This window comes from Solibacillus sp. FSL K6-1781, assembly GCF_038630735.1.
In the GTDB taxonomy this organism is placed as follows: Bacteria; Bacillota; Bacilli; order Bacillales_A; family Planococcaceae; genus Solibacillus; species Solibacillus silvestris.
The window spans coordinates 3,760,797-3,782,178 of sequence record NZ_CP152038.1; the positions used below are offsets into that span (position 1 = coordinate 3,760,797).

General features: G+C 39.0%; 19 protein-coding genes and 1 riboswitch. Of the genes, 6 read left to right on the forward strand and 13 right to left on the reverse strand.

Features of this window, described 5'->3' with window-relative positions:
- Nucleotides 1–60 precede the first annotated feature (60 nt).
- Nucleotides 61–456: a hypothetical protein gene (locus MHH37_RS19070; RefSeq protein ID WP_342574277.1), complete on the forward strand. Its 396-nt coding sequence runs from the start codon at nucleotides 61–63 to the stop codon at nucleotides 454–456.
- A gap of 293 nt (nucleotides 457–749) precedes the next feature.
- On the opposite strand, the gene MHH37_RS19075 is transcribed toward MHH37_RS19070, so the two are convergent.
- The 9 genes from MHH37_RS19075 to MHH37_RS19115 all read right to left on the reverse strand — a co-directional run bounded on the left by MHH37_RS19075 (nucleotide 750) and on the right by MHH37_RS19115 (nucleotide 12,980).
- A complete protein-coding gene (locus tag MHH37_RS19075) occupies nucleotides 750–1,637 on the reverse strand; it encodes a DUF2382 domain-containing protein (protein ID WP_342574278.1) in 888 nt (295 codons plus the stop codon).
- A gap of 244 nt (nucleotides 1,638–1,881) precedes the next feature.
- The gene (locus MHH37_RS19080; RefSeq protein WP_342574279.1) at nucleotides 1,882–2,031 is read right to left on the reverse strand and encodes a hypothetical protein; all 150 of its coding nucleotides are present in this window, start codon (nucleotides 2,029–2,031) and stop codon (nucleotides 1,882–1,884) included.
- Nucleotides 2,009–4,069: an EAL domain-containing protein gene (locus tag MHH37_RS19085; RefSeq protein ID WP_342574280.1), complete on the reverse strand. Its 2,061-nt coding sequence runs from the start codon at nucleotides 4,067–4,069 to the stop codon at nucleotides 2,009–2,011. Before MHH37_RS19085 ends, MHH37_RS19080 begins: the two co-directional genes overlap by 23 nt.
- A gap of 364 nt (nucleotides 4,070–4,433) precedes the next feature.
- On the reverse strand, nucleotides 4,434–5,987 hold the full coding sequence (gene guaA, locus MHH37_RS19090; protein ID WP_342576291.1) for a glutamine-hydrolyzing GMP synthase: 1,554 nt from the start codon (nucleotides 5,985–5,987) through the stop codon (nucleotides 4,434–4,436).
- Nucleotides 5,988–6,105: 118 nt separating this feature from the next.
- A riboswitch (purine riboswitch) is annotated at nucleotides 6,106–6,207 on the reverse strand.
- Between the two features lie 31 nt (nucleotides 6,208–6,238).
- The gene (locus MHH37_RS19095) at nucleotides 6,239–8,389 is read right to left on the reverse strand and encodes a transglutaminaseTgpA domain-containing protein (protein ID WP_342574281.1); all 2,151 of its coding nucleotides are present in this window, start codon (nucleotides 8,387–8,389) and stop codon (nucleotides 6,239–6,241) included.
- Entirely contained in the window at nucleotides 8,386–9,573 is a 1,188-nt protein-coding gene (locus tag MHH37_RS19100; RefSeq protein ID WP_340735802.1) for a DUF58 domain-containing protein, read from the reverse strand. Before MHH37_RS19100 ends, MHH37_RS19095 begins: the two co-directional genes overlap by 4 nt.
- Nucleotides 9,573–10,514, reverse strand: a complete 942-nt coding sequence (locus MHH37_RS19105; protein ID WP_014822562.1) for a MoxR family ATPase — start codon at nucleotides 10,512–10,514, stop codon at nucleotides 9,573–9,575. The genes MHH37_RS19100 and MHH37_RS19105 overlap by 1 nt, the downstream gene beginning before the upstream one ends.
- Nucleotides 10,515–10,667: 153 nt before the next feature.
- The gene (gene nadE / locus MHH37_RS19110) at nucleotides 10,668–11,492 is read right to left on the reverse strand and encodes an ammonia-dependent NAD(+) synthetase (protein ID WP_342576293.1); all 825 of its coding nucleotides are present in this window, start codon (nucleotides 11,490–11,492) and stop codon (nucleotides 10,668–10,670) included.
- Between the two features lie 18 nt (nucleotides 11,493–11,510).
- Nucleotides 11,511–12,980, reverse strand: a complete 1,470-nt coding sequence (locus tag MHH37_RS19115; protein ID WP_008408503.1) for a nicotinate phosphoribosyltransferase — start codon at nucleotides 12,978–12,980, stop codon at nucleotides 11,511–11,513.
- A 359-nt stretch (nucleotides 12,981–13,339) separates the two neighbouring features.
- On the opposite strand from MHH37_RS19115, the gene MHH37_RS19120 reads away from it, so the two are divergent.
- From MHH37_RS19120 to MHH37_RS19140, 5 genes are all read left to right on the forward strand, one after another.
- On the forward strand, nucleotides 13,340–13,681 hold the full coding sequence (locus MHH37_RS19120) for a P-II family nitrogen regulator (protein WP_008408502.1): 342 nt from the start codon (nucleotides 13,340–13,342) through the stop codon (nucleotides 13,679–13,681).
- Between the two features lie 27 nt (nucleotides 13,682–13,708).
- On the forward strand, nucleotides 13,709–15,061 hold the full coding sequence (locus MHH37_RS19125) for an ammonium transporter (protein WP_342574282.1): 1,353 nt from the start codon (nucleotides 13,709–13,711) through the stop codon (nucleotides 15,059–15,061).
- A 172-nt stretch (nucleotides 15,062–15,233) separates the two neighbouring features.
- On the forward strand, nucleotides 15,234–15,959 hold the full coding sequence (locus tag MHH37_RS19130) for a phosphate ABC transporter ATP-binding protein (RefSeq protein ID WP_342574283.1): 726 nt from the start codon (nucleotides 15,234–15,236) through the stop codon (nucleotides 15,957–15,959).
- Nucleotides 15,956–16,714: an iron export ABC transporter permease subunit FetB gene (gene fetB, locus MHH37_RS19135; RefSeq protein ID WP_342574284.1), complete on the forward strand. Its 759-nt coding sequence runs from the start codon at nucleotides 15,956–15,958 to the stop codon at nucleotides 16,712–16,714. The genes MHH37_RS19130 and fetB overlap by 4 nt, the downstream gene beginning before the upstream one ends.
- A gap of 77 nt (nucleotides 16,715–16,791) precedes the next feature.
- Nucleotides 16,792–17,763, forward strand: a complete 972-nt coding sequence (locus MHH37_RS19140) for a proline dehydrogenase family protein (RefSeq protein ID WP_342574286.1) — start codon at nucleotides 16,792–16,794, stop codon at nucleotides 17,761–17,763.
- A gap of 94 nt (nucleotides 17,764–17,857) precedes the next feature.
- Here MHH37_RS19140 and MHH37_RS19145 read toward each other — a convergent pair whose 3' ends face one another.
- The 4 genes from MHH37_RS19145 to MHH37_RS19160 all read right to left on the reverse strand — a co-directional run bounded on the left by MHH37_RS19145 (nucleotide 17,858) and on the right by MHH37_RS19160 (nucleotide 21,367).
- Nucleotides 17,858–18,472, reverse strand: coding sequence for a response regulator transcription factor (locus tag MHH37_RS19145; RefSeq protein ID WP_065216319.1), 615 nt, complete (start codon nucleotides 18,470–18,472; stop codon nucleotides 17,858–17,860).
- On the reverse strand, nucleotides 18,469–19,605 hold the full coding sequence (locus tag MHH37_RS19150; protein WP_342574287.1) for a sensor histidine kinase: 1,137 nt from the start codon (nucleotides 19,603–19,605) through the stop codon (nucleotides 18,469–18,471). Before MHH37_RS19150 ends, MHH37_RS19145 begins: the two co-directional genes overlap by 4 nt.
- Nucleotides 19,606–19,693: 88 nt before the next feature.
- Nucleotides 19,694–20,725, reverse strand: a complete 1,032-nt coding sequence (locus MHH37_RS19155) for a fatty acid desaturase (RefSeq protein ID WP_342574289.1) — start codon at nucleotides 20,723–20,725, stop codon at nucleotides 19,694–19,696.
- Between the two features lie 129 nt (nucleotides 20,726–20,854).
- Nucleotides 20,855–21,367, reverse strand: coding sequence for an N-acetyltransferase family protein (locus tag MHH37_RS19160; RefSeq protein WP_342576294.1), 513 nt, complete (start codon nucleotides 21,365–21,367; stop codon nucleotides 20,855–20,857).
- Nucleotides 21,368–21,382: the final 15 nt, after the last annotated feature.

Below are 21,382 nucleotides of genomic sequence, written 5' to 3' on the forward strand. Positions count from 1 at the left end.
TATAGAAATGTTATATAACTCCTCTATAGTAAAGTTTGAACAAATAGAGGGGGGATTTTTTTGCACCAGCAACGAAAGTGGGCAATGCATTTAATTCGCTTTGCAGCTGTTTCCGGTTTTATCGGTGTATTAATCGGATCAATTATGAGCGGTAACATGAACTTCGCTTTACGGCCAGTCCACGCACACATTGTATTAGTAGGTTGGTTATCAGTCTTTGCTTGGGGGATTTTCTATTATTCAGTACCTGTCCGCAAGCTAATCTTAGTTAAAATCCAAAGTATTTTAGGCATGATCGGAGCTTTTGGTTTATGTGTAGGAATGTGGTTACATTATTTAAACCCGCTGGACACAAATGAAACATTGAACATGGTGTTCTTCATCGTAGGCGGCACTCTTTTACTAATCGCATTTTTCTTATTTATAATTGTGACATTTTTTGTCGAAAAGAAATAAAATTAATTATATCTAGCTCTATTAATTAAGTGCATTTTCCTTTAATATGTTAAAATAATAAAAGTAACATCGAAAATGTTAAAGGAGGTTTTTAAATGCCCTATTGGTTACATAACACATTATTTGTACTTTTAATAATCGTTACTTTTGGATGTGTTACTAGTGGAATTGAGTGGAAATCTCGCGAAAAAGCCACAGTTGAAGAATAATTTAAGCTTAAACGACTTACTATAATGTAACTAACATACAAAAAAGGAAGCCTATGCTAAATAGGCTTCCTTTTTATGGTTATCTTATAATCCGCGGTTAGTACGTTTTAACGGATCATCATCCAAATGGTCCAAATCATTTAAATGATTCGTAGTATTAGTCGTATCTTTAACATCCGCTTCTTCACGACGAACCGTATCTGATACAGTTTCCGTATCTGTTACTTTTCGTTTGCCGACAACAATTTCTTCTGTCACGACATCTTTTTTCGTAACCTCTACCTGTTCTTCAGTTACAGGGATATGGATTTTCCCCTGCTCTTCATAAGCATGAGTGATTCCGTCACGCAGCTGACCATTTGCATTAAGTGTTGTGTCCTCATTAACAGGACGTCTTTCCACATAAACTTCTTCATGTTCTACCGGCACCTCAATCGTTTGCTGCTCTTCGACTACATGTTTATCGACCTGCACCTCACCCGTTTGCACGCGTTTTTTATCTACTTGCAAGCGTTCTTCATGAAGCGCTAAACGTTCTTCATCCGTTTTCTCATAATCACGCTCATAATGATCATTCACGCCATAATTTTTAGTACCTTCATCAAAATAAGTACCATAATCTCTATCTACATACAATAAGTATTTCCCAGCCTGTAATTCATCATAGTAACGATTTCGTTCGTCCTCAGAGATACCCATTTGCGTAAAGTGCTGATCGCGTACTAAGTCTTCACCCATCATGAATGCTTTAAAGCGATCCCACCAAGAACCTTCTTTGTAATCAGTGCCATAACCATCCGTGTTAGTGCTGTAACCTTTTGAGTTTCGGTACATCGATAGTTGATCATTGCGATTAGATACAATATACATATCCTCTTCACCATAACCTTGTGCACGAAGGCGATCCATTTCTGCCTGTAATTCTGCTTCATTATCATAAATACCATATAATTTGTTATCACGTGTTTCCATGTTTCATTCCTCCAGTTTCATTAATTTAATTTTGTATACCTACTGTCTATACTTGTTTGGCATACTATACAATACCTTTCCTCCTAAATAATAAACGTGAGGATAGTAAATTTAACATTCTGTAATAAAAATGAAAGAAAAAGATACACTGCTATGACAATAATTTATTATTAATAAGGGTAAGGCGAAATCAGAGCACAAAAAAACATAGAAAGATGTTACTCTTCCTATGTTGCCATTCAACCTATTCATCGTTTTGCTTTTGTTTCTTTTCCAAATACTCCGCACGCAATTTTTCAAGTTGCTGCTTTTTATCGAATTGTGCCGGCTTGTTTTTTTCATGATATTTCGCTACAGCTGCCTTACCTTTACTATCCAACTGATATTTTCCCATTTTGTTCACCTACTTTTTTTCGCTTTTCCAACCAATATTCGTACTCTTCAACTGTCAATGGCTTTGAATAATAGTAGCCTTGGATGACCGGCACTCTCTCCAAGCCCATAATAAATTGAACCTGCTCTTTCGTTTCGACACCTTCTACCAAAACATTTAAATCCAGTGAATTGCACAAGTGAATAATCGATTTTAGGATCGAGGCATCTTTTGCGGAATCAGGCACACCATCTATAAATGATTTATCAATTTTAATAGTGGATATCGGTATTTCTTTCAAATAAGATAAAGACGATAAACCGGTACCAAAATCATCCAGCGCAACAGACAAGCCATTTTCCCTGAAAGCCCTTACTGCTGATATGGCATTATGAATATCATGAATGACACTTGTTTCAGTAACTTCCAATTCAATTTTAGACGCTTGAAGTTTATACTTAAGCAAACTCTCACTGATTACTCTTTTTAAACGTGGTGATGTCAAATACATACCCGGAATATTAATCGATATTTGCGGCAGCTCTATCCCCATAGTAGTCCATGAGGCTATTTGTTGGCAAACTCTCTCAATTAGCCAATCTGTCACATCTGAAATACGATTAGTATTTTCTATAATGGGGATAAACACCGCCGGAGATATTATTCCGAACATCGGATGTTTCCAACGCATAAGCGCCTCTATCCCTACTACACTATTTTGCTCCGGATGCACTTTTGGCTGATATACGATGAACAACTCATTTTCATCCATCGCCCGTTGAATATCAAGGCTAAGTTGACGTTCAAAATTAAACGTATGAATTTTTGGATCGTACTTTATTATTTCATGCCTGGATTGTGTCGACGGAGCATGTAATACCGCAATTGCATTGGCAAAATGTTCATGAACCGGCTTTTTTTCATCTGACTGTGAAACAGCAAAAACTGCTTCCACCGAAACCATACGTTCTCCAATATTTAACGGACGCTCTAACAAAAGACATATACTCCGCAATCCATTGATTGTATTTTGCACACTTTCAGCAGGTGCATGTATCACCGTAAAGCGATTAGCTTCCGTGCGATACAATTTCGTCTCCTTTGGCAGATTAGTTTGCATTATTTCTATTACACTTTTCACAATTGCATCCCCAAAAGAATAGCCATAAGCTAATATATACTTCTCTACGTTGTTTAAATGAACAATGGCCACCATTTTCGTATTCTTTTTAATATGCTGGTCTTCTGTAAATTGATTATGGTTTGGCAATTGTGTCAACGCATCAAAATATTTCATACGGAAGTCAACATAGCTATCTAGGCGACTGGCTAAAATTGCAAGTCCAAACAAACTGCCAATTCCAATTGTCACAAACAACACGACTTCAATCATATTGGAATCATGCGTATGTACACGGATCGGCCCCTCCACATAAAAACTCATCGCTAACATACCTGTATAGTGCATGCTTGTTACAGCGATAGCCATTAAAAAAGCGGCGACACTTTTCACCAAAACCTTTTCCATTTTAGTATCAGTAATCGAAAAGATGTACAAAGAGGCAAACGATGCCACAATTGCTATCAAGATCGATAAGCCAAACAGGACCGGATTATAAACAACCTTTGCATCCATTTCCATAGCAGCCATACCTATATAATGCATAAGTGCTATACCGCATCCCATAAAAAAACCAGCTGCGATAAATGTTTGAATCTTTTTATAGTCGCGATTGGTTAAATAAAATGCCATATACGATGCACCAATAGCAGGGATGACAGATATAATCGTCAGTACCAAATTATGCTTCATAGGTATGGATATGACGAACGCACTCATTCCAACATAGTGCATTGACCAAATTCCAAGCCCCATTGCCAGTGAAGCCAACACTAACCATATATTTTTGTGAAAAAAACCCTTTCCATTGATGCGCCGATTAATATAAATCGCTGTATAGGATGCACCAAAAGCGATAATGAAAGACAATAGTATTACTAAGGGATCATATGTCCCTTCAATAATATGCATGCTTTCCAAGTCAGGTTTTGTAAACAAAGAAATTCGCTCCCCTTATCTGATTGGTAATTAATGTTCCAATTATTCATGTTGACCTCAATTGCTGCATCTTGATAAGAAGTGCATGTTGGCTTCATAAAGTTTAATACATCCAATTTAAATTGAACAGAATAAAAATAATTCTTTTTTTAAAAGATAATCTTTGCGAACAAATTCTTCTCTTTCACATCCGATACACACTAGCACAATTGAAGTATGTCTCCCTGTTCTTTCGCATTACCGAGACATAAAAACCCCTGGAGGTTAGATTTTTTCTAACTTCCAGGGGCATTATCATTAAAAGAATGTTTTTTTGTAAATGTAATAGGACTAGAATTATGAATGAGACATTAGACAACTAGTACTATTCCCACTCAATCGTTGCTGGTGGCTTAGAAGTAATGTCATACAGCACGCGGTTTACGTGTTTTACTTCGTTGACGATACGTACAGAAATCTTCTCTAGTACATCGTAAGGGATACGTGCCCAGTCAGATGTCATACCGTCGATTGATGTTACACCGCGGATACCAATTGCGTAGTCGTACGTACGGCCATCGCCCATTACACCTACTGAACGGATGTCAGGTAATACAGCGAAGTATTGCCAAATGTCGCGCTCCAGGCCGGCATTTTTAACCTCTTCGCGCAGGATGTAGTCTGCTTCTCGAACGATTTCCAGTTTTTCTTCTGTTACTTCACCAAGTACACGGATACCTAAACCAGGACCTGGGAAAGGCTGACGCCATACAACTTCTTCAGGTAGACCTAATTCAAGGCCTAAAGCGCGTACTTCGTCTTTGAATAGTGTATTTAATGGTTCGATTAATTCAAACTTCATATCTTCCGGTAAACCACCAACATTATGGTGTGATTTAATTGTTTGGGCAGTTGCTGTACCTGATTCAATAATATCTGTGTAAAGGGTACCTTGCGCTAAGAAGTCCATATCTTTTAGCTTTGATGACTCTTCATCAAATACGTAAATGAACTCATTACCTATAATTTTACGTTTTTGCTCTGGGTCAGAAACACCGGCAAGTTTATTCATGAAACGCTCACGAGCATCGATTTTGATCAGTTTCATATCGAAGTCTTCTGTGAAAGTTTTCATTACCTGTTCAACTTCACCTTTACGGTTTAAGTTGTGATCCACGAACATACAAGTTAATTGGTCACCGATTGCTTTGTGGATTAACACTGCTACTACAGATGAATCAACTCCGCCTGATAATGCACAAAGTACTTGCTTATCTCCAACTTGCTCACGGATTTTCGCAATCTCGATTTCAATGAAGTTCGCCATCGACCAGTCGCCTTTTGCTTCACAAACATTGAATACGAAGTTTTTCAGTAAATCATTTCCGTATACAGAGTGGCGTACTTCCGGATGGAATTGTACTGCATAAAATTTACGAGAAGCATCAGCCATTGCCGCGATCGGGCATGCCGGGCTTGTCGCAATTACTTCAAAACCTTCTGGCACTGCTGTTACATGGTCACCGTGGCTCATCCATACAACTTGATTTTTTGGTAATTCCGCAAATAATTTATTATCTGAAGTAATGTTAATTTCAGCTTTCCCGTACTCACGAGTTGCTGCGCCTTCCACTTTACCGCCATGTGTTTGGGCCATTAACTGCATGCCATAGCAAATACCTAAAATCGGTAAACCTAATTCAAAAATCGCCGGATCTACATGGAATGCTGATTCATCATATACAGAGTTTGGACCACCTGAAAATACAATACCTACAGCATTCATTTCTTTAATTTCTTCAGCAGTAATCGTATGTGGATGTAATTCAGAGAATACACCGAATTCACGAATACGACGAGTGATTAATTGGTTGAACTGACTACCGAAATCAAGAACGACAATCTTTTCTTGTTCTTTTAACAAAGGAGTTGACACTATTTCCACCTCTTCTAATTTTTTGCGGCCTATATTAAGAAAAAAAACGCGTAAGAAAATAATTTCTACGCGTTCATATTTCATCTCTTCTTCAAGTGGGTAAACCTATCCCTTATAAGGATATAGTGGGACCCACCGTCATAGATAAGTTATTTAGGGTAACTTAGTAGAAACATCTGGACCATATTACCAGACTTATATGAAGGCACAATACTATTTATTTTTCTAAATTTTACTCTTTCGTCGAGTTAAAATCAACCACTCGTACGATTGATTAAATATTCCCAAATTTCTTTCATTTCAGTCGTGTTAATTTGGTCGGTCTGTTTTGCATAAATAAGTCGCTCATAAAATGCCGTCAACTCACTCATTTTTGTGGTATCCAGCTGTCGATCAACACGCATTGCAAACTGTTGCAATGTTTCGTCTTGTCCTCGTTTCAAATGAACTCGCTCCAACTGTTTTAATAACACAAAATATGCTTCTTCAAATGTTGCTGCTTTATCTAATTTCGATTTGTTCATTTGAACTGCAAGTTTTGGTTGCCATTTTCCGCGTTTTTTCCAAGCAACAATTAACCCAATCACAACAAGAGCCAGTAATCCGTACAGCACCCATTTAAATTTTGACCAGTCCATTCTACTTGTCCCATTAGTTGATTGCTTAGTTGTATCTTGTTCTTCCAACTCCGGCTTTGGTGCTTCCGGTTCTTCCATATCAGGTAGCTGCTCTTCTTCGGGAGCTTCGAAATCTACATCATAATTAATATTCATCGGATTACTAAAGCCAATTGTCGGCTCAAACGGCATCCATCCAATACCGTCAATATACGCTTCCACCCATGAATGGGCATCATTATTCGTCACTTGATACGTAACCATACCGTCTTGTGAATCGATTCGTTCTCCACTAGAAAAACCTTTTACCCAACGTGCCTGAATCCCTATCGAACGAAGCATGACGACCATCGAAGTAGAGAAGTTATCACAATATCCAAGCCTTGTTTCAAACAAAAACTGATCTACATAGTCTTGATCTGCTGATGGAACTTGTACATTTGTCGTTTCATATTGAAAGCCACTACGCGCAAAGTAACCTTCAATTGCACGAGCCTTGTCATATACACTGTCATACATGTCGGTAATTTCAAGAGCTAAATCAGTTACACGCTGCGGCAAATTATCCGGAAGCTGTAAATAGCGCGAATCATTTTCAGTTGAGGATAATGATTCTTTCAAAGCAACGTAACTATATTCCGGCTGTTGAAATGTCATCTCGTATGATGCAGGAGCTACAACATCGCTGTTTATAAGAGGCAGAATTTTTTCATTGCCTGTATTAAATCTCAATCCAGTTTGTGTACCGTCTAGATTATAAGAAGTAATGCCATATGCCTGCAATAAAAACAAGTATTCTTCATTTATAGCCTGCACTTCCACCGACTGAGGCTCTTCACTTCCAGGCTTGATTGAAAGCGGAAGAGGATCTGCAAACTGAAGCGTTTGTTGCAATGACTCATCATCTGATTGCTCCCAACCTTTAGACGTATAAAAATCTTTCGTCTCAACACGCCAATATTGACGGATCGGTGTTTTTATTTCATAGACAATCGTATTATCCCCCGCAAACGGTCCACCCAGTCGCTCATCATTTTCCCCGTAACCAACTGTTGCAACCGATTGACTGGCATTACCCCCAATACCTGCAATATTTTTTACATATGGAACCGGGTCCGACCATTGAGGCTCTGCTTTCGGCATGACTGTTGCAACAATTCCTGCAATCATAACAAAAATGATAATCGGAGTCGCATATTTCAAGTAGTTCATCCAATCTTTTTGCATTTCCGCGGCCTGCATAAGTCGTTTTATAAACAGCAACGATGTAAGCACAAGACCTAGTAACATTACTTTAACAATCGCCGCTGTGCCATCGTATTCTGTAAAAGTATCGAGTGTCCCGATGAAAAATACTGTAAGCAACAGGAAATAGTAAATGCTATAGCGCACACTTACCCAATGCTGAATTAAATAAATAAGCATCCAGATCAATATAAAAAACAAACTTGTCCGAAATGGATCACTCACATAAATCCACTCACCTGCAAGCAATATATCCAAATTGTATTTCAGTTCTTCCGATAAAAATTGCGTCGTCGTCAATGCTTCGTCTTTATACACACTGACAACAAACCATGTAATGTATGCTAACTTAATAAACCAATTAACAATAAACGGCAGCGAAAAAATCCCCAGTACTAAACATATCCCTATGAATAATACAAACTGCGTAAAGTAGCCTGTGTTCGTTAACTCCATTACCGGTATTAACCATTCTCGTAAAATCAGAAAAACAATAAAATAAAAAATAGCGAGTTCTATTTTTTCGGCTGTGCTGCGTCTCATGCGTGCTTCACCTCCGAATACGTTCGCTGTAACTCGTCCATACCGACATAATGCACTTCATTATTTTGGCTTATATGCTGCACCGGATCTTTTTGGTCACTTACGACAAAACATATAATTTTGCGAGCATATTTCGTTCCGGCATTTAATACTTCCTGCAGTTCAGGAGTCATTTCACCAGTAATGATAACAACAACAGAGCGGCTCATCATTTTCTGTTCTTCAAACAATAAACGTTCTACACCAAACTGCGCATCCGGTACGACCGTTGCTAAATGCTGCAGTACCGTTTCATACTGTTTACCTGTTTTAATCACCGGCGTAAAATAACGGTCGACCCCGACACTTAAAAATGAAACATCGCCCTGTTTTTTTACAATTTTATTAATATAGGATGCCGTGTAATCGACAACATCATCGAAGTTCTTCTGCACTGCGCGATCAATTAGCACAAATGTATTTTGTGATTTTTGATCTTCAAATTCCTTTGTACGCAGTTCCCCATTTTTTGCAAAGGATTTCCAGTGAATCCAAGAGAAGCGGTCACCCGGTACATATTCGCGGACACCAGTCGCAACCGTCGTATCCTTAATTAAAGAATAGCGCGATTGACTTGTACCTTGGTCATATTGCATTCCAATCGGCAATAATTTGACATCGGATACTTTTGGATATACTAAAAACAGCTGCGGGTGATTCATTACAACATTCCGTATTGTCCATCCAAAAAAGTCCGTACATGTAAACAGCAATCCTCTAAAATGATGCTCTCCTCGTTTTAACTCCTTCAATTCATAAGTCCACTTAAACTCGCGCTTCCACCCAACCAAAAATAGTTTCGTTACATTTCCGTTCGGTTTTTCAAAATGTTCCTCCCTCATAGGTAATTCTCGGACCATCATAAAAACAAACGGAAACCAGCTCGTATTGCGGAATGTTACGGTAACTTGAACATTGCCCCCACGTTCAACTCGTTCTTTCGATAAAGTACGGGATATTTCTTTAAAACGAATCGGAATAATTGCCAGTAAAATCGAATAGACCAAAAACGGTAAAATCGTGAAGAAAACAAACCAGCTAACAAAGCCCCCTTGGAACATTGCATAGCAATACGTAATTATAAGCAACGAAACAACGGTAATTAAACGCCCGCCATGCTTTAGAAACTGCTTGATTCCCTTCATTACGGCACGTACCTTTTTACTGGAACATGGACATAACGAAGAACACTTTCAATCACTTGTTCTTCCGTAATTCCTTCATAGCGTGTTTCTGGTTTTAAAATAATTCGGTGGCCGAAAACGAATTTCGCTAAATATTGAACATCATCCGGAATAACGTAATCTCTCCCTTTCATAAAGGCATAGCTTTGCGCAGCACGCATTAATGCGATGGAAGCACGAGGACTTACACCTAAATACACATTTTCATGATGACGTGTATGTTGTGCGATGGACACAATATACTCTTTAATATTATTTTCTACATGTACTTGTTTTGCTTGTTCTCTTAAATCGTTCAACTGCTCGATTGTTAATACCGGGAAAAGATCATCTATCGGAACCGATTTTTCGGCACGATTCAGCACTTCAATTTCCTCTTCTTTCGTAGGATAGCCCATCTTTATTTTCAGTAAAAAGCGGTCTAGTTGCGCTTCCGGAAGCGGATATGTCCCCTCATATTCAATCGGGTTTTGTGTTGCCATTACAAAAAAAGGCTTTGGCAGCTGAATCGTTTCACCGTCCACCGTAATTGACCCCTCTTCCATACTTTCCAACAGAGCGGCCTGTGTTTTTGGTGATGTACGGTTAATTTCATCCGCTAACACAATATTGCCGACAATCGGCCCCGGACGGAACTCAAACTGTAATGTTTTCGGATTATATATAGAAACGCCAATTACATCAGATGGCAGTAAATCCGGTGTAAATTGAATACGTTTAAAGCTTGCACCCAGTGACTTTGAAAGCGCACGTACCATCATTGTTTTCCCAACGCCCGGCACGTCTTCCAGTAATACATGCCCTCCCGCTAATAACGAAACAATACTTAGCTCGGCAATCTCTCTTTTTCCTATCATTACTTTTTCGATATTTTTAATTATTCCCTCGATCTGCTCATTCATGAATAGTCCCCCCACCTGAAATCGTTGCATCTTTGGCATATAGTTTAAGCATAACGAAAACAAAATGCGAGCACAACTAGTTTACCCGGAAAATGGAAAATCACCTTACTTCCTCGGAGAGAAGTAAGGTGATTTATCAGATTTTATCGAATACTATTGTTTCCAGAAATCATCGAAAACTGTAATCGGCATATTGCGTTTATGCATGGAGCGCAAGTAATGTCCTTCAAGCTTTTCACGGGCCGGATCCGGAATTTCCTTACCTTCCAAATAATCATCAATTTGTTCGTACGTTACACCAAGCGCCGCTTCATCCGGCAATGCAGGGCGGTTTTCCTCTAAATCTGCCGTCGGAACTTTTTCATATAAATGCACAGGACAGTTTAAATGTTTTAAAATCGCACGACCTTGGCGTTTATTTAAACGGAAAATCGGCATTAAATCTGCACCACCGTCGCCATACTTTGTATAAAAGCCTGTTACTGCTTCTGCAGCATGATCTGTACCAAGTACGACACCATCATTCGATGCTGCAATCGAATATTGTACTTTCATTCGTTCACGCGCTTTTTCATTTCCTTTGGCGAAATCACTCAACGTAATCCCTGCTTCCAAAAGTGTATTTACACTTGCATCTACAGCATTTTTGATATTAACCGTATATACTTTTGTCGGCTGAATGAAATCGAGTGCATCTTGGCAATCCTTTTCATCAAATTGTTTGCCATAAGGTAATCTTACCGCCCAAAACGAGTAAGAGGATGCTCCCGCTTCTTCGTTCAGCTCATCGATAGCCATTTGTGCAAGCTTACCCGTTAACGTAGAGTCTTGCCCACCGCTAATTCCAAGCACAAATCCTTTTAAGAAAGGATGATATTTTGCATATTCCTTTAAAAAATCAATGGACTTACGGATTTCCTGTTCTACATCGATTGTCGGCTGTACTTTTAACTCTTCAATAATTTGTTGTTGCAACATAGCCAATGTCCTCACTCCTTATCGTTCTTCGAGTTCTGTTACCATATCGCGCACTTCCTGGATATTTCGCATTTTATTATCCCAGCATTTTTGGCTTAAATCGACCGGATATTCCTCAGGATTTAATGAACGTTTATACTCATCCCAAAGTAAATCCAAGTTATTGGACGCATATTGACGGATCTCCATTAAGGTTGGATTTTCATAAACAATCTCACCCTTGTCAATCACTTTCCGATGCAATTCCTTCGCTTCAAAGTTTGTTACGAATTTCGAGACAAATGTATGCACCGGATGGAACATTTTAATTCGTTCTTCAGCAGCAGGATTTTCATCAGCCATTGCGATATAGTCCCCTTCTGATTTCCCGCTTTTCTTATTAATAATCCGGTAAACTCTTTTTAAACCAGGTGTCGTTACTTTTTCAGCATTGGCTGAAATTTTGATTGTATCTTCCATTTCACCATGATCATTTTCAATGGAAACCATTTTATAGACAGCACCTAAAGCAGGCTGGTCATATGCAGTGATGAGTTTTGTACCAATTCCCCACATATCCACTCGGGCACCCTGCGCTTTTAGGTTTAAAATTGTATATTCATCCAAGTCATTTGAAACGATAATTTTTGCATCCGGGAACCCTGCTTCATCAAGCATTCGGCGTGACTCTTTTGAAAGGAAGGCAATATCCCCGCTATCTAAACGAATTCCGATAAAGTTAATCTTATCACCAAGTTCTTTAGCTACCTGTATCGCCGTCGGGACACCTGACTTTAATGTATTGTACGTATCCACCAAAAATACACAGTCTTTATGTCGCTTCGCATAAGAATGGAATGCATCATAATCGTTCTTATACGCTTGTACCAATGCATGTGCATGTGTACCTGATACAGGAATATTAAACAGCTTCCCAGCCCGAACATTTGAAGTCGATTCAAAACCGCCGATCACTGCTGCACGTGCTCCCCAAACAGCTGCGTCCATCTCTTGCGCACGACGTGTACCGAATTCCATCGCAATTTCCTTTTGGACAACTTGCTTGATACGGCTTGCTTTTGTCGCAATCAGTGTTTGGTAGTTTACAATGTTCAATAGAGCTGTTTCAATCAGCTGGGCCTCCACTAGCGGTGCTTCGATTCGTACAATTGGTTCATTCGCAAAAACAAGTTCCCCTTCTTCCATCGAATACATAGAACCCGTAAAACGAATTGTTTTTAAGTATTCGATAAAATCTTCTTTATAATGGAGTTCATCACGTAAATAAGCGATATCTGTTTCACTGAATCGAAAGTCTTTTAAATAATTCAGCATGCGCTCCAAACCCGCAAAAATTGCATAGCCATTCCCAAACGGCAATTGTCTGAAATACAACTCAAATACAGCTTTACGGTTATGCATCCCATCTGCCCAATAGCTTTCCGCCATATTGATTTGATATAAATCGGTATGCAAAGCAAAACTGTCATCTACATACTTTTCGTTCATCGTAAGTTCCCTTCTTCCAAAACATAATTTAGTCATAGTATACACCATCTTGAATTAATTCGAAGTATGAAGATTCTTTCTTCCATGTTATCTACTTTTACATGGTAGTTAATTTTGCTGTGCTGGTTATATAGTTTTCCCCAATTGACTAAATAAAAAACGTTTCGGAATTTTGTCGGGCAGCCTACTACCGGATTTATCCTGTTTAAAAGCCCTATTCCCCTTCCTTTTTTTTACATCATCTCACAATGCGATAAAACCAATCGAAAATACATGTTAATTTTCCTAACATTAGTTATTGATTTATCCTAAAATTCAATTTATCATGTTAGATAACATAACACAAGGAGTTGTTGAGCATGAAAAAGATTGAAGCGATTATTCGACCTGAGGTGTTTCCACAAGTTCGAGAAGGGTTGGCTCTTGAAGGAATTGATGGTTTAAGTATTTCCGAGATTGCTGGAGCTGGGCGACAGGAAGGTAAAATCGGATTGTTTCGCGGAAATTCTTTCTCAATGGAATTTTCGCAAAAGCTCAAACTCGAAATGGTTGTTGACAATGCCAAAGTTCAACCGATTATTGATGTATTATTGCGCGAAGCTTCTACAGGGGAAGTTGGTGACGGTAAGATCTTTATATACCCTGTAGAACAGGCGATACGTATTCGCACTAAAGAACTTGGTTCAATTGCAATTGACTAAAAATGTTCCTAAAAGGAGGAGTTTTTAATGACGAATGAAGCATTGGAATTATCGATTAACCTAGTTTGGGTAATGCTCGGGGCGTTTTTCGTATTCTTCATGCATGCGGGATTCGCGATGGTAGAGGCAGGGTTTACACGCTCAAAAAATGCAGTCAATATTTTAATGAAAAACATTTTAACGATATCAATCGGAGGCCTTGTCTACTTTGCAGTCGGATACGCCATTATGTTCGGTGAAAGTTCAGGCGGATTGATTGGTTCTTCCGGTTTTGCATTAAACGGTGTAGATGATATCGCATTTTTCGTTTTCCAGGCAATGTTTGCTGCGACATGTGCAACAATCATCTCAGGTGCTGTTGCTGAACGTACAAATATTACGGCGTATGTCGCATTGGTCGTTATCATGACAGCTATTATTTATCCTGTTGTCGGACATTGGGTATGGCAAGGTGATGGATGGTTAACTTCTTTAGGCTTCGTCGATTTTGCCGGATCAACAGTAGTACATTTAACCGGCGCTGTTGGTGCTCTAGTGGTCGCAGCAATCGTTGGTCCTCGTATCGGGAAATATGCTAAAGGTGTCGTAAACGTTATTCCAGGTCACTCCATTCCACTTGGCGCATTAGGTGTTTTCATCCTTTGGTTAGGTTGGTACGGCTTTAATGGCGCATCAACATTGGCAGCGGATCCGGCATTAGTTCCAGGCGTTATTGCAAATACTTTCTTATCCGCATCTGCCGGTGTAATTGCTACCGCCCTTTATACAAGACTTCGTTACGGCTTTATCGATGGTTCTTTAACATTAAACGGTGCCCTAGCCGGTTTAGTAAGTATTACCGCCGGCGCTGCTAACTTAAGCATCGTTGGATCTATTATCGCAGGTGCTGTAGGTGGTGCTGTGTTAGTAGAAGCCGTCCGCTTTATTGAACACAAACTAAAAGTGGATGATCCGGTTGGTGCTGTTGCTGTACACGGTGTTGCTGGTATTTGGGGTACATTAGCAGTCGGATTATTCGATACTGCTGGTGGCGGTCTATTTTACGGCGGCGGGGCTGAATTACTAGGCGTGCAGGCATTAGGTGTTGTCGCAGTAATCGCATGGACTGCAAGTACTGTTGCCATTGCAACCTACATTATTAAAGCATTTATTCCTCTACGTGTTACACATGAAGAAGAAGTCCAAGGTTTGGATATTTCCGAACATGGCGCATACGCTTATGAAATGCAGGAAACTTTTAAAGGTCTTACAAAAACAAATGACAGTTTTGCCCAACGTCTAACGAACTTAGGAAAAGTTCCTACTACTTCTAACGTACAAGATAGCGGGGCTAAAACTAAAACCGGGTTCCCGAATTCTTTAAGCTCTACAAAGAGCTAAAAGCGAAATGTGTGCCCCCTTCCCCCACACATTTTCGAACCATTCTTTCAATAAATTATGAGCTGAACAAGGAGCTGTTCTGAAAAGTTTTTCAGACAGCTCCTTGTTATTTTGCTTTCTTTACTCAATAGGATTATCCTAATATATAGAAATTGATATGAAGGAGCAACATATGATAGAACAAGCTATTCACTTTAACAACGTAGCATTTGAAGTGAATCAATCAAAAATTATTCTTCCTTTAACCTCCAGTTTTTTTAAAGGAAAAATTACAACTTTAATCGGTCCTTCCGGTGCCGGAAAGACAACACTGCTCAAACTTTGCAATGGGCTCATCTCTGCAACATCCGGTACGATTTTTATTAACGGACAACCAATGCAGTCATTCGAACCAACTACTTTAAGAAGAATCGTCGGCATTGCACTTCAATCTGCTCCAATTTTAAAATCAACTGTATATGAAAATTTAGCATTACCAAGAAAGCTGCAACATCAGGAACTTTCAAAAGAGGAAGCGTGCCAGTATTTAAACGACGTCGGATTAGATGAAGATTTCCTGATGCGTGAGGCCAATGATTTATCCGGGGGACAGAAACAAAAGCTGTCCATTGCACGAACATTAGTCAACAAATCGGATATTTTGCTTCTTGACGAAATCACATCGGCACTTGATCCCAAATCAGTGCGCGAAATTGAGCAATTAATTGTTGAGCTAAACAGAAGGTTCGGGACGACAATTATTTGGATTACCCATAATATCGAACAAGCACGAAAACTTGGGCACTATACTTGGCTCTTAAAAAATGGCGAGCTGATCGAAGCATCGGAAACAGAAAAGTTCTTTACCTCTACAAACCCAGGTATCCAACAATTTTTGGCAAGGGGTGAAGATGCGTGAGCTATACTTCGCTATCGCTGACATTAATATTTGTTCTAATTCCGCTTATTTTATCGAAAACATTGAAACTCGGTCTTGAGCGCGACACAATCATCGCAACTGTGCGTTCTGTAGTACAGCTGCTTGCCGTTGGGTATTTGCTTCATTTTATATTCGAATCGGAAAGCATGCTCTATATGGTGTTGATGATTTTGCTAATTATTTTGGCTGCTACGTTAAATGCACGTAAAAAAGGGGAAAACATTCGAGGTATCACTTGGAAATTAATCATTACCTTTATGACGGTCGAAGCTGTCGTTATGGGGGTTTTGCTCGGCCTGCAAATTATGCCGGCTACATCAAATTATATCATTCCGATCAGCGGAATGATGATTGGCAATTCAATGGTATTATCGATCTTATTTTTAAATCGCTTTAAATCTGAAGTCGAGGCAAATGAGCACTTAATAGAGCTTATTTTGTCACTTGGCGGTACACCAAAACAGGCCATTCACCAGCAACTGATGAATGCAATTAAAGCAAGTATGATTCCTACAATCGAATCGCAAAAAACAATCGGACTTGTACAACTGCCTGGCATCATGAGCGGACAAATTATCGGCGGGTCCAGTCCAATTGAAGCCGTACAGTTTCAAATACTGATTATATTCGCTCTTTTGACATGTGCGACGCTTTCATCCACTATTTTAGGCTTTTTAGTGTATCCTACATTATTTAATAATCGCATGCAGAAGATTAAAATGGGTGTAAATTAAGGCGACTGTTTGTAATCTACGAAAATAGCGCTATGGTATAATTTTAAGAAAATGACGAATTTTAAGGAGATGTTTTTATGGCATTACGTGACTTTTTCATTTCATTATCTGAAAATCAAACTCTCAACAATGCAGCTCAGCAATACGGTTTAAAGTTGGGCGCACAAAGCGTTGTTGCAGGGACAACTATCGAAGAAGTAATCGAAAGTATTCGTAAATTAAACGAGCAAGGAATTTCTTGCACAGTCGATAATTTAGGCGAATACGTTACTGACGAATCAGAAGCAACGCAAGCAAAAGAAGAAATTTTAGCTATGATCGAAGCCATTCAGGTTGAAGAACTGGATGCACACATTTCCTTGAAGCCTTCACAGCTAGGGTTGGATATCGATATCGATTTCTGCTACGACAATTTATATGAAATTGTGGAACGCGCCCATGAATACGGAATTTTCGTCAATTTTGATATGGAAGATTATAAGCGACTTCAGCCGTCATTCGATATGCTGGAGGAACTTGCAAAATCATTCGATAATGTCGGAACAGTCATTCAAGCATACTTCCACCGCGCAAAGGACGATATAGAAAACTATAAGGATTTCCGTCTACGGGTTGTAAAAGGTGCCTATAAAGAATCGGAAGAAGTAGCTTACCAGGATAAACTTGATATTGATATTAACTTTATTGAGCTGATTGAATACCATTTGGCGCACGGACATTTTACATCGATTGCCACACATGACCACAATATTATTAAGCATGTGAAATATTACGTTGAGCAATATGATATTCCGAAAGAAAAATTTGAGTTTCAAATGCTTTATGGGTTCCGTAAAGACTTGCAGCTGGAACTTGCACGCGAAGGCTATCAAGTATGTGTATATGTACCATACGGCGAAGACTGGTACGGCTATTTCATGCGTCGCTTAGCTGAACGTCCACAAAATATTAGTCTAGTCACAAAGCAAGTGTTCAATAAAAAGACAAACACTTTATTGGCAGTAGCAGCAGGAGCATACCTCCTCGGACGATTAACGAAAAAGAAATAAAGGGCTTACCTCAATTAGAAACCCCCTCATTTTGTTCACAGACAAAACAAGGGGGTTTATTTAGTACTTAAATTATTTCCAGGCTCTTTTTCAATCACATCTTCTTTTTATTCCAGCCTTTTTCTTTGAAGCGCGCGATTGCTTCAATTCGGTTGCCGACACCAAGCTTATCAAGTATGACAGAAATGTAGTTTCGTACCGTACCTGCCGATAAATAGAGCTCTGCGGCAATTTCCTTTGTCGTTTTCCCTTCCGCAACAAGTTCCAGCACTTGACTTTCCCGTTCCGTCAGCGGATTTTCACTATCGTCTTCATATACAAAATCCACTAGCTCCGGTGCGTAAATGCGACGCCCATCCATAATGATCCGAATGGAATTGACAAGCTCCTCAATCGGACTGTCCTTCAATAAATAACCGCGCACTCCCGCTTTTCTTGCACGTTCAAAATAACCTGGTCGCGCAAACGTCGTTAAAATAATTATTTTACATTCGCTTCCTCTTAACGCTTCGGCAGCATCCAACCCCGTTTTGATCGGCATTTCTATATCCATAATACAAATGTCCGGATTTAGTTCTGTTACCATCTCAATGGCTTCTTCCCCATTTTTGGCAAGGCCGACTACTTCCATATCCTCTTCCATGCTAAGCAGCGACTTCATTGCCCCAAGCAGCATCCCTTGATCTTCTGCAATTACAATTCGAATCATTTCACGTTCTCTCCCTTTTGATGCGTGATCGCCAACGGTATTTTTAGCACAACCGTCGTCCCTTCATCACTCTCTATTTCAAGTGAACCATTGATAAATTCAACACGCTCCTGCATCCCTTTTAAACCATTTCCGCTGATTAATGTATTAAAGCGTTCAAAGCCAACCCCATTATCTTGAATCGTCATTTTGAATTCATCATCACTTTGATAAAAGCTAATACGGCAAATCGTCGCTTTACTATGTTTGACGATATTTGTAACTGCTTCCTTCAAGCACATACTAATAACATTTTCCGCTAAAATCGGCATTTGAATTTCACTTTTATCGCCATTTAACCGCAGTTTAATCTGTGCAGCTTTTAAAATTTGTTCTACACGGTAAAGCTCTTCCTCAACCCTTACAGTCCGCATATCGGCTACAAGCTCACGTACTTCTTTTAGCGCGACACTCGCGGTTTGACGAATATCCTTTATTTCCAAAATGGCTTGTTCTGGATTTTTTTCAATTAATCGTGCAGCTAAATCACTTTTCAATCCAATCATTGAAAGTTTTTGACCAAGTGTATCGTGTAAATCACGTGCAATACGCTGGCGTTCTTCAAACACCGTCAATTCAGAAATGCGTTCCCGCGCCGTTTCCAGCTCACCTTCCAAATTTTCCCTTTTCGTTCTTGAATAGAGCGTAAACGGTAATAGCACAACACCTAGCATATTAATAATAATAAACGGTGTTTGCGATAAAAATAAGTCAAGGAAAATGAAATACCCCCCGACAATAGAAAGAACGGTAAAGCCTATATGTAAGCCATACATAATATAAAATCCAACTGGCTGTTTAATATTACCGATGAAAAACGCGGTAAACAATGCCAAATATACGTAGCCAAATACAAGTGTCATTGCGATATTCAGCAACATTTGAAAGCTGATCCACATATATTTCAGCCCAGGTCTAGCACTGAATGAAAAATAATGACATAAGAAATAACTTAAAATTAAAGTGATCCCTAAAATAATCTGCCATAATGTGAACGATTGTATAATGAAGAAAAATGGCATAATACAAAAGATTATCCATATATAAATACTCAACATCGGACTTTTCGGGATGATACTATACCATGTTTGCATAATTGCCTCGATTCTCTTTTTACCTATATTCTATAATAAAACAGGTACCTCAAGCTATAAATTGAGGTACCTTAATTTTTGTATAAAGTTAGTTTGTAACAGTTCGGTTACGCGTTGCCTCAAGTTCTGCCGCTTCTTTAAATGTAATAAAGCGATAGTTGTCGGCATCATATAATTTGTAGCGAATTGATTCTAAGCTTGTCTTTAATGTAATCGTTGTTGCCTGTTGAAGCGGCTTGATCGACTCATGCGCATCTTCCAACTTATAGTTCGGTACACGCGGTGACAAATGGTGTACGTGGTGGAATCCGATATTTCCTGTAATCCATTGTAGTACTTTCGGTAATTTGTAGTATGAACTTCCTTCTACTGCAGCTTTTACATAATCCCACTCCGAATCAACTTCAAAGTATGAATCTTCGTAAGTATGCTGAATATAGAACAGCCAGATCCCTAATGAACCTGCAATAAACAATGTTAAACCATGTACTAATAAGAATGTTGACCAACCAAATATTAAAATAAGGGTTGTACAAATAACTAATAATGCGATGTTATTGAAATACGTGTTTAAGCGCTCTTTACGCTTTGCATCTTTACGATTAAAACGATTCAGTATAAGTACCATAAATAGTGGTCCTAAACCGAACAGGACAATCGGGTTACGATATAAACGATAACCTAAACGACCTAATTTTGACTTTTCAAGGTATTCATCAACTGTCAGCATATCGATATCGCCAATCCCGCGCTTATCCAAATTTGAACTTGTTGCGTGGTGAATCGTATGCTCACGTTTCCACTTTTCGTAAGGGAAAGATGTCACAATACCTGTAATATTACCGATAATGGCATTCGCCTTTTTGCTTTTGAAGAATGAACCGTGTGTACAGTCATGGAAAATAATAAATGCACGAATAACAAATCCTGAAGCAAGGATACTACATAACGCCGTATACCATGGAGAGTACTGCAGTAATACATAACCTGCTCCCCAAATTAATAAAAGTGGTACAAGCGTATTTAATATTTGTTGAATACTAAGTCGCGTTTCTGACTTTGCGAACGGTGCAACATCTTTTCTCAGCTGCTTTGTTTTATCTGCATGTGTGCTTACCATGTGTCGATCCCTCTTTCCACAAAAATTATTAACCTAATCATATAAAAAGGAGAATCATGATAAAATGCTCAAACATCATATTTTTTTTATGACAGTTGTCATATGACCTGGTAACAACAAGTGTTCCTTCTAATTCTCCTGTGGAATTTTTGGTCCATCCAAATCTAACTGGTAAAACACCAGATCCAGCCAATTCCCGAATTTATAACCCGCATTGCGGATTGTTCCGCTATATAAAAATCCGAATTTCTCATGTATTTTAATACTGGCGATATTTTCTTTATCAATACAGCCAACCATCGTCTTTACACCTTTTACTTTTGCTTCTTCAATAATTGCATTCATTAGTTTACTCGCAATCCCTTTTTTATAATGATTTTTATGAACGTATACTGAATGCTCTACTGTATATTGGTTGGCTGGATAGGCACGGAAACTTCCGTATGTCGCATAGCCTGCAACCTCTCCGTCTTCTTCAAATACGAATAGCGGATTATCTGAAGCCTGCTTTTCTTCAAACCATCGCAAACGGTCTTCCAATGTCTGTTCCTTGTACATGTAAATCGCTGTGGAATTAAGAATATTATCGTTAAATATTTCCAAAATAGTCGGTATATCTTCTTTTGTTGCACGTCGAATCATCATTTCTTCCTCCTA

Coding starts and splice junctions, on each gene's coding strand:
- MHH37_RS19080 (WP_342574279.1), bottom strand. CDS start 2,031: ATGGGAAAATATCAGTTGGATAGTAAAGGTAAGGCAGCTGTAGCGAAA.
- MHH37_RS19160 (WP_342576294.1), bottom strand. CDS start 21,367: ATGATTCGACGTGCAACAAAAGAAGATATACCGACTATTTTGGAAATA.
- MHH37_RS19105 (WP_014822562.1), bottom strand. CDS start 10,514: ATGAATGAGCAGATCGAGGGAATAATTAAAAATATCGAAAAAGTAATG.
- MHH37_RS19140 (WP_342574286.1), top strand. CDS start 16,792: ATGGCATTACGTGACTTTTTCATTTCATTATCTGAAAATCAAACTCTC.
- MHH37_RS19115 (WP_008408503.1), bottom strand. CDS start 12,980: ATGAACGAAAAGTATGTAGATGACAGTTTTGCTTTGCATACCGATTTA.
- MHH37_RS19130 (WP_342574283.1), top strand. CDS start 15,234: ATGATAGAACAAGCTATTCACTTTAACAACGTAGCATTTGAAGTGAAT.
- MHH37_RS19120 (WP_008408502.1), top strand. CDS start 13,340: ATGAAAAAGATTGAAGCGATTATTCGACCTGAGGTGTTTCCACAAGTT.
- MHH37_RS19100 (WP_340735802.1), bottom strand. CDS start 9,573: ATGAAGGGAATCAAGCAGTTTCTAAAGCATGGCGGGCGTTTAATTACC.
- MHH37_RS19145 (WP_065216319.1), bottom strand. CDS start 18,472: ATGATTCGAATTGTAATTGCAGAAGATCAAGGGATGCTGCTTGGGGCA.
- nadE (WP_342576293.1), bottom strand. CDS start 11,492: ATGTTGCAACAACAAATTATTGAAGAGTTAAAAGTACAGCCGACAATC.
- MHH37_RS19155 (WP_342574289.1), bottom strand. CDS start 20,725: ATGGTAAGCACACATGCAGATAAAACAAAGCAGCTGAGAAAAGATGTT.
- MHH37_RS19125 (WP_342574282.1), top strand. CDS start 13,709: ATGACGAATGAAGCATTGGAATTATCGATTAACCTAGTTTGGGTAATG.
- MHH37_RS19150 (WP_342574287.1), bottom strand. CDS start 19,605: ATGCAAACATGGTATAGTATCATCCCGAAAAGTCCGATGTTGAGTATT.
- MHH37_RS19075 (WP_342574278.1), bottom strand. CDS start 1,637: ATGGAAACACGTGATAACAAATTATATGGTATTTATGATAATGAAGCA.
- MHH37_RS19095 (WP_342574281.1), bottom strand. CDS start 8,389: ATGAGACGCAGCACAGCCGAAAAAATAGAACTCGCTATTTTTTATTTT.